General features: G+C 51.8%; 16 protein-coding genes and 1 other RNA gene. 9 read left to right on the top strand and 8 right to left on the bottom strand.

Translation table 11 applies throughout. The annotated features are described in order from the left end of the window. Nucleotides 1–46: 46 nt before the first annotated feature. From CKO_RS16870 to smpB, 3 genes are all read right to left on the bottom strand, one after another. Complete coding sequence (locus CKO_RS16870; RefSeq protein WP_024130855.1) at nucleotides 47–1,276, bottom strand: integrase domain-containing protein; 1,230 nt, start codon at nucleotides 1,274–1,276, stop codon at nucleotides 47–49. A gap of 165 nt (nucleotides 1,277–1,441) precedes the next feature. Continuing rightward, nucleotides 1,442–1,804: a transfer-messenger RNA gene (ssrA, locus tag CKO_RS22670) on the bottom strand. Between the two features lie 145 nt (nucleotides 1,805–1,949). Then, nucleotides 1,950–2,432, bottom strand: coding sequence for an SsrA-binding protein SmpB (gene smpB, locus CKO_RS16865; protein ID WP_012134708.1), 483 nt, complete (start codon nucleotides 2,430–2,432; stop codon nucleotides 1,950–1,952). 169 nt (nucleotides 2,433–2,601) lie between these two features. Here smpB and ratA point away from each other — a divergent pair, with 169 nt between their 5' ends. Together ratA and CKO_RS16855 are read left to right on the top strand one after the other, a co-directional pair. Then, nucleotides 2,602–3,039: a type II toxin-antitoxin system toxin RatA gene (gene ratA / locus CKO_RS16860; RefSeq protein ID WP_024130854.1), complete on the top strand. Its 438-nt coding sequence runs from the start codon at nucleotides 2,602–2,604 to the stop codon at nucleotides 3,037–3,039. Beyond that, the gene (locus CKO_RS16855; protein ID WP_012134706.1) at nucleotides 3,029–3,319 is read left to right on the top strand and encodes an RnfH family protein; all 291 of its coding nucleotides are present in this window, start codon (nucleotides 3,029–3,031) and stop codon (nucleotides 3,317–3,319) included. The genes ratA and CKO_RS16855 overlap by 11 nt, the downstream gene beginning before the upstream one ends. A gap of 113 nt (nucleotides 3,320–3,432) precedes the next feature. Here the strand turns inward: CKO_RS16855 and bamE are convergent, their stop codons facing one another. The 3 genes from bamE to nadK form a co-directional block, all read right to left on the bottom strand. Continuing rightward, nucleotides 3,433–3,777, bottom strand: coding sequence for an outer membrane protein assembly factor BamE (gene bamE / locus CKO_RS16850; protein WP_012134705.1), 345 nt, complete (start codon nucleotides 3,775–3,777; stop codon nucleotides 3,433–3,435). 149 nt (nucleotides 3,778–3,926) lie between these two features. After that, complete coding sequence (gene recN, locus CKO_RS16845) at nucleotides 3,927–5,588, bottom strand: DNA repair protein RecN (protein WP_012134704.1); 1,662 nt, start codon at nucleotides 5,586–5,588, stop codon at nucleotides 3,927–3,929. A gap of 85 nt (nucleotides 5,589–5,673) precedes the next feature. Continuing rightward, nucleotides 5,674–6,552: an NAD(+) kinase gene (gene nadK, locus CKO_RS16840; RefSeq protein WP_024130853.1), complete on the bottom strand. Its 879-nt coding sequence runs from the start codon at nucleotides 6,550–6,552 to the stop codon at nucleotides 5,674–5,676. 123 nt (nucleotides 6,553–6,675) lie between these two features. Between nadK and grpE the strand changes: the two genes are divergently transcribed. Beyond that, on the top strand, nucleotides 6,676–7,269 hold the full coding sequence (gene grpE, locus CKO_RS16835) for a nucleotide exchange factor GrpE (protein WP_024130852.1): 594 nt from the start codon (nucleotides 6,676–6,678) through the stop codon (nucleotides 7,267–7,269). A 52-nt stretch (nucleotides 7,270–7,321) separates the two neighbouring features. Here the strand turns inward: grpE and CKO_RS16830 are convergent, their stop codons facing one another. Both CKO_RS16830 and CKO_RS16825 read right to left on the bottom strand, forming a co-directional pair. Next, on the bottom strand, nucleotides 7,322–8,608 hold the full coding sequence (locus CKO_RS16830) for an HlyC/CorC family transporter (protein WP_047461874.1): 1,287 nt from the start codon (nucleotides 8,606–8,608) through the stop codon (nucleotides 7,322–7,324). An 18-nt stretch (nucleotides 8,609–8,626) separates the two neighbouring features. Next, on the bottom strand, nucleotides 8,627–9,418 hold the full coding sequence (locus tag CKO_RS16825) for a cytochrome C assembly family protein (protein ID WP_012134700.1): 792 nt from the start codon (nucleotides 9,416–9,418) through the stop codon (nucleotides 8,627–8,629). A 163-nt stretch (nucleotides 9,419–9,581) separates the two neighbouring features. Here CKO_RS16825 and ffh point away from each other — a divergent pair, with 163 nt between their 5' ends. The 6 genes from ffh to CKO_RS16795 all read left to right on the top strand — a co-directional run bounded on the left by ffh (nucleotide 9,582) and on the right by CKO_RS16795 (nucleotide 13,753). Further along, nucleotides 9,582–10,943: a signal recognition particle protein gene (gene ffh / locus CKO_RS16820; protein ID WP_012134699.1), complete on the top strand. Its 1,362-nt coding sequence runs from the start codon at nucleotides 9,582–9,584 to the stop codon at nucleotides 10,941–10,943. Nucleotides 10,944–11,192: 249 nt separating this feature from the next. Further along, nucleotides 11,193–11,441 carry a 30S ribosomal protein S16 gene (gene rpsP / locus CKO_RS16815; RefSeq protein ID WP_012134698.1) on the top strand — a complete coding sequence of 83 codons (249 nt, stop codon included), beginning with the start codon at nucleotides 11,193–11,195 and terminating at the stop codon, nucleotides 11,439–11,441. A gap of 18 nt (nucleotides 11,442–11,459) precedes the next feature. Continuing rightward, the gene (rimM, locus tag CKO_RS16810; RefSeq protein ID WP_024130851.1) at nucleotides 11,460–12,008 is read left to right on the top strand and encodes a ribosome maturation factor RimM; all 549 of its coding nucleotides are present in this window, start codon (nucleotides 11,460–11,462) and stop codon (nucleotides 12,006–12,008) included. 44 nt (nucleotides 12,009–12,052) lie between these two features. Next, on the top strand, nucleotides 12,053–12,820 hold the full coding sequence (gene trmD / locus CKO_RS16805; RefSeq protein ID WP_024130850.1) for a tRNA (guanosine(37)-N1)-methyltransferase TrmD: 768 nt from the start codon (nucleotides 12,053–12,055) through the stop codon (nucleotides 12,818–12,820). 41 nt (nucleotides 12,821–12,861) lie between these two features. Next, nucleotides 12,862–13,209 (top strand): 50S ribosomal protein L19, encoded by a 348-nt coding sequence (rplS, locus tag CKO_RS16800; RefSeq protein ID WP_012134695.1) that lies wholly within the window; start codon nucleotides 12,862–12,864, stop codon nucleotides 13,207–13,209. Nucleotides 13,210–13,399: 190 nt separating this feature from the next. After that, complete coding sequence (locus tag CKO_RS16795; protein ID WP_012134694.1) at nucleotides 13,400–13,753, top strand: DUF2946 domain-containing protein; 354 nt, start codon at nucleotides 13,400–13,402, stop codon at nucleotides 13,751–13,753. Nucleotides 13,754–13,774 lie beyond the last annotated feature (21 nt).

Genomic DNA, 13,774 nt, shown 5'->3' with positions numbered 1-13,774 from the left:
GTCTTGGTGGATAAGGGGCTAGGAGAATTAACCCCTTATAGAGTTGTTACGCCGCAATAGCCTTAAATTTTTGAGCAATGACGTAATCGCTCCACCACTGCATGAGAACTACTCGTTCTGCTAAGTATTCTGCACGATTATAGGCTGCGATGATTTCATCTTTCTTCGAATGGGCAAGGGCCGCTTCTAAGACATCTGTCCTGAACTTACCCGACTCCTCTGCGGCCGTTCGTGCAATAGATCTCATTCCATGGGCTACAAGCTCTCCCCCAAAGCCCATACGGATTATGGCCGCATTAGCTGTTTGTTCATGCATATGGCTAAGAGGAGCCTTTATACTTGGAAACACCCATTCACGATGTCCACTTATCGCTTTCATTGACTCCAGGACTCGCAAAGCTTCTTTGCTTAGTGGAACTTTGTGAGGCTTCTTCATTTTCATAAAATCCGATGGTATGTTCCACATGCCGGTTTCTATATCAATATCTGACCATCTTGTGCGAACTGCTTCACCAGGGCGAACCCATGTGAGAAGTTGCCACTCAATCAGTAGCCTTGTTTCTAAACGGATAGAAGCATTGTTTAGAGCAACTAGGAAGCGGGGGAGTTCGGAAGGGGGTAATGCTGGCATATTCTGTTTTTTAGGCTTACTGAACCGTTGCCCCAGGTTGTCAGCCGGATTGAATTCGATAAGTTCCTCAGTTGTTGCATAACGGAAAATTTCATTTAATCGGGAAATGATTCGCCGTAAAGTTTCGAGTACTCCTCGTTGCTCAATAGGGTCAAGATGTTGCTTTAAGAGTTTGGGGCGGATCTCATTGATAGGAACATTACCCAAGCCGGGAAAGATGTTTCTCTCCAGGCTTCGCCAGATGTCTTCTGCATGGTCTTGTGAGATACCTGAGGTCTTTACCTTTTCATCTAACCATTTCCTTGCCACGGCTTGGAGAGTGTGTTCAGTAGCATTCTTTAAGGCATTAGCTTTATCGTTGTTATGGACTTGCGGATCAATGCCATTGGCAAGCAAGGAAAGGTATTCATCTCGTAAGGCTCTGGCTCTAGCCAGTGTAAGGTGAGGATAGGTCCCAAGGCTCATTTTGGTTCTTTTCTTACTCACCGGCACTGCATACCTGAAATACCAATTCTTCTTCCCTCCTTTTGCGAGAGCAGAGATTCGCAGGATCAAACCATCACCGTCAAACAAGTTGATTTCTTTGTCGGTTGGCTTAGTGCTTTTGATTTCAGTGTCAGTGAGTTTCTTAGCGATTTTTGCCATTTTGGGACCCTCGATTTTAGGACCCTTCGTTGTGGGTCCCATTCAGGGTGCCATAAGTGATAGTTCTCAGCAATTCTCACTGGACGACAATAGACGTAAAAAAGCCCGCAGAGCTTGTGCTGTGCGGGCTTAGTAGACTTCATTGTACTTCAAACAACTAAAAAGTGGTGGAGCTGGCGGGAGTTGAACCCGCGTCCGAAATTCCTACATCCTCGGTACTACATGCTTAGTCAGTCTTTACATTCGCCTGGCACCTGCGGACGGACACGCCACTACCAAACTAGCCTGATTAGTTTTAACGCTTCAACCCCAGGCAGGGCATCCACGCGATCTCTTTTGGGTTTGACCTCTCTTTGATCCCCGTCTTAAGAGCGGAAGCTAGGGAGAGAGGGCTCAGAGCAGGTTATTAAGCTGCTAAAGCGTAGTTTTCGTCGTTTGCGACTATTTTTTGCGGCTTTTTACGAGGCCAACCGCCCCTCGGCATGCACCTTGGGTTTCGCAAATCCCGTCGAATCCAGAATCAGCCCCAATGTGTTACGTTAAGTATAACAGAGTTGTGACACGCGTGACCAGCCCCCGATTTTCCTTATCTTCAAGGATTTACCGCTCATTTCGCGTGATGGAACGATTTGCTTAAATAGCCAGCAACGAAAGCGGTGTTATCAGGGAACGTTTAGCGGCCTGCATTCTTCATGATGCGGGCTTTATCCAGTTGCCACTCACGCTCTTTCAGGTCTGAGCGTTTATCATGCTGTTTCTTACCTTTTGCGACGCCGATTTTCACTTTGCACCAGGCGTTCTTCCAGTACAGTGAAAGCGCGACGACGGTATAACCTTCACGATTGACGCGTCCGTACAGGGAGTCGAGTTCGCGCTGGTTCAGTAGCAGTTTACGGGTGCGAGTGGGGTCGCACACGACGTGCGTTGAGGCGACTGCCATTGGCGTAAAGTTTGCGCCGAACAGGTACGCTTCGCCATCCCTGAGAAGGACATAGCTATCGCTAATATTCGCTTTGCCCGCGCGCAGGGATTTAACTTCCCAACCTTGCAGGGCGAGTCCAGCTTCGAACTCTTCTTCAATAAAGTATTCGTGTCGGGCGCGCTTATTCAACGCAATAGTGGCTGAGCCAGGTTTGTGTGCTTTTTTCTTCGTCATAATGCCGCTCAGTATAGGTAATCTGAAATCGAAAAACACCCCATTTCATCCTGCGGGGGATAAGGCGTTATCTTAGCATGAACCTGCGTAGGCCCTGTTGAGGTATAGCGTTTTTTTTACCTGGGGATAAATGGTATTATTTGTTCGATTTATGTTGATGGAAATTGCTATGCCTCAGATTAGCCGGACCGCTTTAGTCCCTTATAGCGCGGAACAGATGTATAAGTTAGTGAATGATGTTCAGTCCTACCCTCAGTTTTTGCCGGGATGCGTCGGCAGCCGTGTGCTGGAATCGACGCCGGGTCAGATGACGGCGGCCGTGGATGTGTCTAAGGCAGGGATCAGCAAAACATTCACGACACGTAACCAGTTGACGAATAACCAGAGCATCCTGATGCATCTGGTCGATGGCCCTTTCAAAAAGTTGATTGGCGGGTGGAAATTTACGCCGCTCAGCCAGGAAGCGTGCCGCATCGAGTTCCACCTCGATTTTGAGTTCACCAACAAGTTAATTGAACTGGCGTTTGGCCGCGTCTTTAAAGAGCTGGCTTCTAATATGGTGCAGGCGTTCACCGTTCGGGCCAAAGAGGTTTACAGTGTCGGCTAAAATTGTCGTCGAAGTGGCGTATGCGCTGCCCGAGAAACAGTATTTACAGCGTGTGACGTTGCAGGAAGGCGCGACGGTTGAAGAGGCGATTCGTGCTTCCGGTTTGCTGGAACTGCGCACCGATATCGATCTCGCTAAAAACAAAGTCGGTATATATAGCCGCCCGACAAAACTTGCCGACGTGGTTCATGACGGCGATCGGGTAGAGATCTATCGACCGCTGATTGCCGATCCAAAAGAGTTGCGCAGACAGCGAGCGGAGAAATCGGCAAATAAATAATCATGGATGCCTGAACGCTTATCAGGCCTGCATTCTTTCGGCAAAGCGGGTTCAGGTTCGTCAATAATTAAAAAAGGTGCCAATGGCACCTTTTTTAACACCAGAAAACAATCTTACTTGTTGTCGGTCAACGCTGGCTTATTGTCGATGTTGGTCAACACGCCGTTGCTGTTAAAGGTCAGCGTTAAGGTTTGTTGCGTTACGCCTTCATGACCCGGTTGCTGACGGAACACATAGAACCATGTGTTAGTGCCAAAAGGATCGGACATCATCGGTGTACCCAAAGCATAAGCAACCTGCTGTTGCGTCATACCGACGCGCACTTTGGCGACATCGTTAGCGGTCAGATAGTTCCCCTGGTTGATGTCAGGGCGGTAAACCACTCGCTCCAGAGTGGAACAGCCTGCGGTCAACATCAGTAGTACTGCTGCGGCAGCAGTCAGCGTTTTACAGCGCATAGTGATTTGATTCCTTTTCGGGCCCGAGCAGTACGCGGCTCATATGTAATATGCCGATGATAATAGACCTTTCACCACTTTAAAACCTTTTGGTGTCGGGTCTTACGGCGATTTTGTTTTGTACTCAGACCTTAAAGGGTCAAAAAAGTTTACGCAGCCAACAGTTCTTTCGCATTTGCGAGGGTATTACGCGTCACTTCGCTGCCGCCAAGTAAACGAGCCAGCTCCTGTAATCGCGAGCGTTTATCCAGCGACTGCATATGCGTTTCGGTCATGGCGCCGTCCGTTTCTTTGCTGACAAAGAAGTGCTGATGACCACAACCGGCAACTTGCGGAAGGTGGGTAACGCACATTACCTGAGTTGACTCACCTAACTGGCGCAGCAGTTTACCGACAACGGCCGCAGTAGGGCCGCTGATACCGACATCGACTTCATCGAAAATGAGCGCCGGGGTTTCCATTTTACGGGCAGTAATGACCTGAATTGCCAGCGCGATACGGGACAGTTCGCCCCCGGAAGCGACCTTTGCGATTGGCTGCAATGGCTGACCCGGGTTTGTGGTGACTTTAAACTCTACGCGGTCGGCACCGTCGCTGCTCAGATGATGCTCATCAAATTTCACATCAATAGTGAACTGGCCATGCGGCATCGACAGCGCATGCATGCTTTCGGTGATCAACTGCCCCAGTTCCTGCGCGTCATGCTGACGCTGAGTATGCAGCGCTTTTGCCGTCTCCAGCGCCTGCTGGCGATGTTTGTTCACCGCCAGCGTCAGGGTTTCCAGTGAGTCGGCCTGATCGTCAAGCTGCTGCTGTTCTTCGAGCAGTGACTGATAAAACTGCGGCAGCGCTTCCGGGCTGACGTGATGTTTACGCGCCAGTGAAATCTGCTTAGAAATGCGCTGCTCAAGTTCGAACAGGCGATTGGGGTCTAAATCCAGACGATCGCAATAGTGACGCAGTTCGTCGCTGGCCTCAGTTATCTGGATTGTGGCCTCTTCCAGCATATCCAGAATGCCAGACAGTTTGCTGTCCATGCCCGTTAGTTCGGTGACTAACTGTTTTGACGTGTACAGCTGGCTTTGCAGATTGACGTCTTCGCCATCAGCAAGCAACGTCAGCGCATTCTGGCTGGTCGTCAGCAACTGGCCGCTGTTTGCCAGTCGTTTATATTCTTCATCAATTTGCTCAAACTCACCGGGCTGCGGGTTAAATTCGTTCAGTTCTTTCAACTGATATTGCAGCAGCTCCATACGTGCGGCGCGTTCCTGGCTTTGCTGTTGATGATGCGCCAGATCGCGGCAGCTTTGATGCCACAGTTGATAGCGTGAGGACATTTCCTGAATCAGAAGCGCTTCGTTGGCGTAGCCGTCGAGCAGGGATTTTTGATGTTCAGACTTGGTCAGTAGCTGATGCGCATGCTGGCCGTGAATTTGAATGAGCAACTGGCCCAGTTCCCGTAACTGGGAGAGAGGCACGGCGGTGCCGTTGATGAAGCCGCGGGAGCGACCGTCGCTGCTAATGACGCGGCGAAGTAAGCACTCACGCCCTTCTTCCAGTTGGTTTTCTTCCAGCCAGCGCAGCGCTGCTGGCGTATCTTTCAGTGAGAAGCGGGCGCACAGGTCTGCGCGGGTTGCTCCCACCCGCACCATGTCGGCGTCTGCACGGCCACCCAGACACAAGCCGAGCGCATCAATCGCAATAGACTTACCCGCGCCGGTTTCACCGGTAATGACGGTCATTCCGCTCTGAAAATCGATCTCAAGTTCACGAACGATAGCAAAATTGCTGATGGTCAGTTGTGCCAACATAGATGTTTTCCTGTATGAAAAACCATGACTGTGATTACATACAGTATAAACTGGTTTTTTATACAGTAAAGAGGGCGGCGTTAAATTAGAATAATTTTTTTGACCAGCCTAATTTTGTGCTTAATGTGTTGAAATAACTGTAATCTTTAGGGTGTATCAGGTTCAGGTGGTAGTCACAGCGGCGGATCAATACATCTTCGCCTTCCTGTATGGGCAGGGCAATCTGACTGTCGCAACTGATTTCGAGGTCGCTACGGCGGTGTGAGAAACGCAAACGAATCGTGCTGCTGCCGTTAATGACCAACGGGCGTGCGGATAGGGTGTGCGGGAACATCGGCACCAGCGTGATGGCGTCCAGCGACGGCGTCAGAATGGGGCCGCCCGCCGAGAGTGAATAGGCGGTGGAACCGGTCGGCGTGGAGATGATCAGGCCATCGGAACGCTGAGAAAAGGCGAAGGTTTCGTCGATATACACTTCAAATTCAATCATGTGCGCCACTTTTCCCGGGTGCAGCACGACTTCATTGATGGCGGTACTGATGCGTTTCTGGCAGTTTTGCTGGCAGACCTGAGCTTCCAGTAAAAAGCGTTTCTCGGCGATATAATGGCCTTCCAGTACGTCCGCGAGTTGTTGCAGGGCGTTGTCCGGGTCAAGGTCGGTCAGGAAGCCGAGATTGCCACGGTTAATGCCGATCACTTTGATATCATAGCGCGCCAGCGTGCGCGCCGCGCCGAGCATATTGCCATCCCCGCCGACAACGACGGCGAGATCCGCCAGTTGACCAATTTCCGCCAGCGTGCCGGTTTTTACATTTTTCAGCTGTAATTCGTGGGCGATCTGCTGCTCCACGATGACCTCGTAACCTTTTGTGCATAGCCAGCGGTAGAGCATTTCATGTGTCGTCAGTGCAGTGGGGTGACGTGGATGTCCCACAATGCCAATACACTTGAAATGATTGTTCATTTTCTCGAGGTCCTTGTAGCGAAGATTGATGACAATGTGAGTGCTTCCCTTGAAACCCTGAATCTGATCCCCATAATAAGCGAAGTTAGCGAGATGAATGCGAAAAAAAACGCGGAGAAATTCATGAGTAGTAAAGAACAGAAAACGCCTGAGGGGCAAGCCCCGGAAGAAATTATCATGGATCAGCACGAAGAAGTTGAGGCGGTTGAATCAGACGCTTCTGCTGAGCAGGTGGATCCGCGCGATGAAAAAATTGCGAATCTGGAAGCGCAGCTTGCTGAAGCCCAGAATCGCGAACGTGACAGCGTGTTACGTATCAAAGCGGAAATGGAAAACCTGCGCCGTCGTACCGAGCTGGACGTAGAAAAGGCGCATAAGTTCGCGCTGGAAAAATTCGTCAATGAGCTGTTGCCGGTTATCGATAGCCTGGATCGTGCGCTGGAAGTGGCGGATAAAGCGAATCCAGATATGGCGTCAATGGTCGAAGGCATTGAGCTGACGCTGAAATCCATGCTGGATGTCGTGCGTAAGTTCGGCGTAGAGGTGATTGCTGACACCAACGTACCGCTGGATCCGAACGTACATCAGGCGATTGCGATGGTGGAGTCTGAGGATGTTACCCCGGGTAACGTGCTGGGCATTATGCAGAAAGGCTATACGCTGAACGGTCGTACTATTCGCGCGGCGATGGTAACGGTGGCGAAGGCGAAAGCGTAATTTGCCATCCGTAGTGCCGGGTGGCGGCATTCGCCGTACCCGGCCTACAACATTATTCTGAGATACTCTCCCGCAACGGTTTCACCGGCAAGACTTTAACCTGCTTAATCATATTGTCCTGGACGTCGAGAATATCGATATCGTACTGGCCAATGCGCACGCGCGTTCCGGCGATGGGGATCTCTTCCAGCGCTTCCAGAATCACGCCGTTTACCGTTCGCGCATCGTCTTCCGGCAGGTGCCAGTTAAAGGCTTTGTTGATTTCCCGCACGTTGGCGCTGCCGTCGATAATCACTGAACCGTCATTCTGCGGCGTGACCTCTTCTGCCAGCGTCGGCGACATAGAGGTAGTGAAGTCGCCGACAATCTCTTCCAGAATATCTTCGACCGTCACCAGCCCCTGAATATCCCCGTATTCGTTGACCACCAGCCCGACTTTCTTTTTATTACGCTGAAATTTTACCAGCTGCGTGCTGAGCGGCGTGCCTTCCGGGATGAAGTAGATCTCATCGGCGGCGCGCAGCATGGTCTCTTTAGTGAACTCTTTTTTCTCGGACATTAACCGCCAGGCTTCGCGTACGCGCAGCATGCTGATGGCGTCATCCAGCGAGTCGCGGTAAAGCACAATGCGCCCGTGCGGCGAGTGAGAAAGCTGGCGGACGATCGACTTCCAGTCGTCATTGATATCAATGCCGATAATTTCGTTGCGCGGCACCATGATGTCATCCACGCTGACCTTTTCCAGATCCAGCACTGAGAGCAGCATGTCCTGGTTGCGGCGGGAGATTTGTGAGCGGGATTCATTCACGAGCGTGCGCAGTTCGTCTTTACTCAGAGAGCCGCTGATGACGATATCCGTTTTAATGCCCATCATACGCATCAGCAGCCGGGTAATGGTGTTAAGCAACCAGACCAGCGGCATCATCAGCACCTGCAAAGGCGCCAGCAGAAAACTGCTGGGGTAGGCCACTTTTTCCGGGTACAGCGCGGCGATGGTTTTCGGCAGCACTTCCGCAAATACGAGGACGACAAACGTCAGTACGCCGGTGGCAATCGCCACGCCCGCATCGCCGTACAGACGCATACCGACGATGGTGCCGATGGCTGAGGCGAGAATATTGACCAGGTTATTACCGATCAGAACCAAGCTTATCAGTCGGTCCGGCTTGCGCAGTAGTTTTTCCACGCGCTTTGCCGGACGGTTGCCCTGTTTTGCCAGGTGGCGAAGACGATAGCGGTTCAGCGTCATCATGCCGGTTTCGGAACCGGAAAAATAGGCTGAAATAACCACCATGATGATCAGTGTGACGATCAGCGTGGTAGTGGAGATATGTTCCAGGGGGGGCTCCTTTAAGACTTAGCTTACAAACTGCTGCAATACGCGGCTGCCGAAATAGGCCAGCGTCAGAATGCCTGCGCCCGCGACGTTAAACCATACGACCCGACGTCCGCGCCAGCCTTCGTGGTAATGTCCCCACAACAGAACAATATAGACAAACCATGCCACGATAGAGAGAACGGCTTTGTCGATATTTTCCATGCTGAACAGGTTATGCATGTAAAACAGACCAGTACACAGCGTGAGCGTCAGCAGCACCACGCCAATCTGCGTGATGTGAAACATTTTGCGCTCAATGCTCATCAGCGGAGGCATTTCATTATTGAACGCCAGCTTTTTGTTTTTGAGCTGATAGTCGATCCATGCCAGCTGCAACGCATACAGCGCGGCAATGATCAATGTGGCGTAAGCGAACAGCGACAGGCCGATGTGTATCATCATACCTGGCGTGGCTTCGAGGTGGGTGATGTACTCGTTCGGCATGAACGTGGCGAAGGCCAGGTTAATTAACGCAAAGGCGTAGACAACAGGCAGCAGCAGCCAGCCGCGATTGCGTGAAGCGACAATTGTCATGACGGTACAAATCATCAGGCTGACCAGCGAACCGACGTTCAGCAGACTCAGGTTTTGACCGCTTTCGCCGCCGGGCAGGATTCGGGCTTCCAGCGCAAAAGCATGGCACACCAGCGCGATGACCGCAGAAAGAATAGCCATACGCCGCCAGCCGCTGTTTTTTTGCAGCAAAGCTGGAACGATCAGCGCGAGGCTGATGGAATAGGCGACAAGAGCGAGTAAAGCAAAAACGGGCATAGGAGTGTCGACAGTTGGCCAGTGAGAGAGAAGCAGTATAGCGTTACGTGACCGCTGCTCCAACCGTTGCATAACAACAAAGGCGGCTTCATGTTATACTGCGACAAAATTCTGTATATGTGTCGCGCTAGCGACCAACCGTTTCCACCCCAGGCGAGAGACAATGTTTGATAATTTAACCGATCGTTTGTCGCGCACGCTGCGCAATATCAGTGGCCGTGGACGCCTTACTGAAGACAACGTTAAAGAGACGCTGCGCGAAGTGCGCATGGCGCTGCTGGAGGCTGACGTTGCGCTTCCTGTAGTGCGAGAGTTTATCAATCGCGTAAAAGAGAAAGCGGTTGGTCATGAAGTTAACAAGAGCCTGACGCCGGGGCAGGAGTTCGTCAAGATTGTGCGCAACGAACTGGTTGCGGCGATGGGCGAAGAGAACCAGACCCTGAATCTGGCCGCGCAGCCGCCAGCCGTCGTGCTGATGGCGGGCTTGCAGGGCGCCGGTAAAACCACCAGCGTCGGTAAGCTGGGTAAATTCCTGCGCGAGAAGCACAAGAAGAAAGTGCTGGTCGTCTCTGCCGACGTTTATCGCCCGGCGGCGATCAAACAGCTGGAAACCCTGGCACAGCAGGTTGACGTCGATTTCTTCCCGTCTGACGTCGGTCAGAAGCCGGTTGATATCGTCAATGCCGCGCTGAAAGAAGCGAAACTCAAATTCTACGACGTGCTGCTGGTGGATACCGCCGGTCGCCTGCACGTCGATGAAGCGATGATGGACGAAATCAAACAGGTCCACGCTTCTATTAATCCGGTAGAGACCCTGTTTGTGGTCGATGCGATGACCGGTCAGGATGCCGCGAATACCGCGAAAGCGTTTAACGAAGCGCTGCCGTTGACCGGCGTGGTGCTGACGAAAGTCGACGGTGACGCCCGTGGCGGTGCCGCGCTCTCTATTCGTCATATCACCGGCAAGCCGATTAAATTCCTCGGCGTTGGCGAGAAAACCGAAGCGCTGGAGCCGTTCCACCCGGATCGTATCGCGTCCCGTATTCTCGGCATGGGCGACGTGCTGTCGCTGATCGAAGATATTGAAAGCAAAGTTGACCGCGCGCAGGCTGAGAAATTAGCCAGCAAACTGAAAAAAGGCGACGGCTTTGATCTGAACGATTTCCTCGAACAGCTCAACCAGATGAAAAACATGGGCGGTATGGCGAGCCTGATGGGCAAGCTGCCGGGCATGGGCCAGATTCCTGACAACGTGAAATCGCAGATGGATGACAAGGTGCTGGTGCGGATGGAGGCGATCATCAACTCGATGACGCTGAAAGAGCGCGCGAAGCCAGAAATCATCAAAGGTTCCCGTAAACGCCGTATCGCAGCCGGTTGTGGCATGCAGGTACAGGACGTTAACCGTCTTCTGAAACAGTTCGACGACATGCAGCGCATGATGAAGAAAATGAAGAAAGGCGGGATGGCGAAGATGATGCGTGGCATGAAGGGTATGATGCCGCCAGGCTTCCCGGGTCGTTAATCAGCCTGGCTTGTTTGCCATTTCGGCACCGGGGTGTGCTCGCCATCCTCACGTACTGCGTGTACGCTCCGGTGGCTGCGCGCACGCCGGCACCGAACTGCCTGCACCGCCGACGGCCTTTTATAGCAGAGTTATCAACTGCTGATTGCATTTTCCCCAGAAATCAGTAAAATTTTCGGGCTTTTAATATGACACCCGGGCTCCGTTCCTCGATGGGGCCTGGGTGTTTTATTCACACAAGAGGATGTTATGGTTACTATTCGTTTAGCTCGTCACGGCGCTAAAAAGCGTCCGTTCTACCAGGTTGTTGTTACCGACAGCCGTAATGCACGCAACGGTCGCTTCATTGAGCGCGTTGGCTTCTTCAACCCGATCGCCAGCGAAAAAGAAGAAGGCACCCGCCTGGATCTGGATCGCATCGCTCACTGGGTTGGCCAGGGCGCGACTATTTCTGATCGCGTTGCAGCGCTGATCAAAGCAGCAAACAAAGCAGCTTAATCTGTCACGGTGGTCATGATGAGCAAGCAACTCACTGCGCAAGCGCCCGTTGAACCCATCGTTTTGGGGAAAATGGGGTCGTCTTACGGTATTCGTGGGTGGCTCAGAGTGTTTTCTTCCACCGAAGACGCCGAAAGCATTTTTGACTATCAGCCCTGGTTTATCCAGAAGGCGGGTCAGTGGCAGCAAGTACAGCTGGAAAGCTGGAAGCACCACAATCAGGATCTGATCATCAAGCTGAAAGGCGTTGACGATCGTGATTCGGCGAATCTACTGACTAATTGCGAAATTGTCGTGGATTCCTCGCAGTTGCCAGCGCTGGAAGATGGTTCCTACTACTGGAAAGACCTTATGGGCTGCCAGGTAGTGACCACTGAAGGCTACGATCTCGGTAAAGTCGTCGATATGATGGAAACCGGTTCGAATGACGTCATCGTTATCAAGGCAAACCTGAAAGATGCGTTTGGTATCAAGGAACGTCTTGTGCCGTTCCTCGATGGGCAGGTTATCAAGAAAGTCGATCTCGCTACTCGTACTATCGAAGTAGATTGGGATCCTGGTTTTTAAACCACCGGATAAACGGTAAAAGTCGGCGTTATGGGGATTGGCTTGTGTTTATAGGTATCGTTAGCCTGTTTCCTGAAATGTTCCGCGCAATTACCGATTACGGGGTAACTGGCCGGGCAGTAAAAAATGGCCTGCTGAGCATCCAGAGCTGGAGTCCTCGTGACTTCACGCATGACCGGCACCGTACCGTGGACGATCGTCCTTACGGCGGCGGACCGGGGATGTTAATGATGGTGCAACCCTTGCGGGACGCCATTCATGCAGCAAAAAGCGCGGCGGGTGAAGGCGCTAAGGTGATCTATCTGTCACCTCAGGGACGCAAGCTTGATCAAGCGGGCGTCAGCGAACTGGCAACGAATCAGAAACTGATTCTGGTGTGCGGTCGCTACGAAGGAATAGATGAGCGCGTGATTCAAACCGAAATTGACGAAGAATGGTCAATCGGCGATTACGTACTCAGTGGTGGTGAGTTACCAGCAATGACGCTGATTGACTCCGTTTCCCGGTTCATTCCGGGGGTTCTGGGTCATGAGGCTTCGGCAATCGAAGATTCCTTTGCCGACGGATTACTGGACTGTCCACACTATACTCGACCTGAAGTGTTGGAAGGGATGGAAGTACCGGCAGTATTGCTGTCAGGAAACCATGCTGAGATACGTCGCTGGCGTTTGAAACAGTCGCTGGGCCGAACCTGGCTTAGAAGACCTGAACTTCTGGAAAACCTGGCTCTGACTGAAGAGCAAGCAAGGTTGCTGGCGGAGTTCAAAACGGAACACGCACAACAGCAACATAAACATGATGGGCTGGTCTGAGACCCCCAAATATCAGTTTACCCAGGATAAGAGATTAAATTATGAGCAACATTATTAAGCAACTTGAACAAGAGCAGATGAAGCAGGACGTACCTTCCTTCCGTCCGGGTGATACCGTGGAAGTGAAAGTATGGGTTGTTGAAGGTTCCAAAAAACGTCTGCAGGCATTCGAGGGCGTGGTTATCGCTATTCGTAACCGCGGTCTGCACTCTGCATTCACTGTTCGTAAAATTTCCAACGGCGAAGGCGTTGAGCGTGTCTTCCAGACTCACTCTCCGGTAGTTGACAGCATTGCTGTTAAACGTCGTGGTGCCGTTCGTAAAGCTAAACTGTACTACCTGCGTGAGCGTACTGGTAAGGCTGCTCGTATTAAAGAGCGTCTTAACTAAGATATCGCTCAGGCGACATCCTGTAAGAAAGGGCTGGCCAGTTGGCTGGCCCTTTTTTTATCTTCGTGAAGCTCACAACGTTAACCATTAGTTCATAAATCATTTACAATGCCCGTTCGTTACGGGAGGGGCAGTGGTTATCGGTACATTTCGTCAGCCTGCGTATCAACGCAACGCGACATGGCTCGCGATGTTTGCGATCCTGCTGATCGTGGTGGCGCCGCTTATCTCCGTCTCGTTGCAAAAAGATCCCATGAGCGCCATGCCTGGTATGCATCATGACATGAGCATGATGGCTGAACATGTTGGACATCATGGGCAGTCTTCATCAATGCCGATGCCTGTCGATCACGGTGAAGCGTGCGGGTATTGCGTCCTCCTGACCCATGTTCCTGGCCTGATGCTGGCGCTGGTCATCCTGTTGTCCGGGATGCTGCTCAGACAAAAGCTGACGCCGCCACGCCCGGTTGTTAAACACTGGCATTTCTTCCCCTGGCTTTATCCCGATACGCGCGCACCGCCGCGCAGGTCTGCTGTTTCCTGAATCTAACAATACGTTTGTGCG

The organism is Citrobacter koseri ATCC BAA-895 (genome assembly GCF_000018045.1).
Classification (GTDB): domain Bacteria; phylum Pseudomonadota; class Gammaproteobacteria; order Enterobacterales; family Enterobacteriaceae; genus Citrobacter_B; species Citrobacter_B koseri.
The sequence above is the reverse complement of the archived record's forward strand: the minus strand, read 5'-3'. Positions and strand labels throughout refer to the sequence as shown.

Bases quoted from the DNA above. Each gene is read 5' to 3' on its own strand.
- CKO_RS16870 (WP_024130855.1), bottom strand. From the start codon at position 1,276: ATGGCAAAAATCGCTAAGAAACTCACTGACACTGAAATCAAAAGCACT.
- smpB (WP_012134708.1), bottom strand. From the start codon at position 2,432: ATGACGAAGAAAAAAGCACACAAACCTGGCTCAGCCACTATTGCGTTG.
- ratA (WP_024130854.1), top strand. From the start codon at position 2,602: ATGCCTCAGATTAGCCGGACCGCTTTAGTCCCTTATAGCGCGGAACAG.
- bamE (WP_012134705.1), bottom strand. From the start codon at position 3,777: ATGCGCTGTAAAACGCTGACTGCTGCCGCAGCAGTACTACTGATGTTG.
- recN (WP_012134704.1), bottom strand. From the start codon at position 5,588: ATGTTGGCACAACTGACCATCAGCAATTTTGCTATCGTTCGTGAACTT.
- nadK (WP_024130853.1), bottom strand. From the start codon at position 6,552: ATGAACAATCATTTCAAGTGTATTGGCATTGTGGGACATCCACGTCAC.
- grpE (WP_024130852.1), top strand. From the start codon at position 6,676: ATGAGTAGTAAAGAACAGAAAACGCCTGAGGGGCAAGCCCCGGAAGAA.
- CKO_RS16825 (WP_012134700.1), bottom strand. From the start codon at position 9,418: ATGCCCGTTTTTGCTTTACTCGCTCTTGTCGCCTATTCCATCAGCCTC.
- ffh (WP_012134699.1), top strand. From the start codon at position 9,582: ATGTTTGATAATTTAACCGATCGTTTGTCGCGCACGCTGCGCAATATC.
- rpsP (WP_012134698.1), top strand. From the start codon at position 11,193: ATGGTTACTATTCGTTTAGCTCGTCACGGCGCTAAAAAGCGTCCGTTC.
- rimM (WP_024130851.1), top strand. From the start codon at position 11,460: ATGAGCAAGCAACTCACTGCGCAAGCGCCCGTTGAACCCATCGTTTTG.
- rplS (WP_012134695.1), top strand. From the start codon at position 12,862: ATGAGCAACATTATTAAGCAACTTGAACAAGAGCAGATGAAGCAGGAC.
- CKO_RS16795 (WP_012134694.1), top strand. From the start codon at position 13,400: ATGTTTGCGATCCTGCTGATCGTGGTGGCGCCGCTTATCTCCGTCTCG.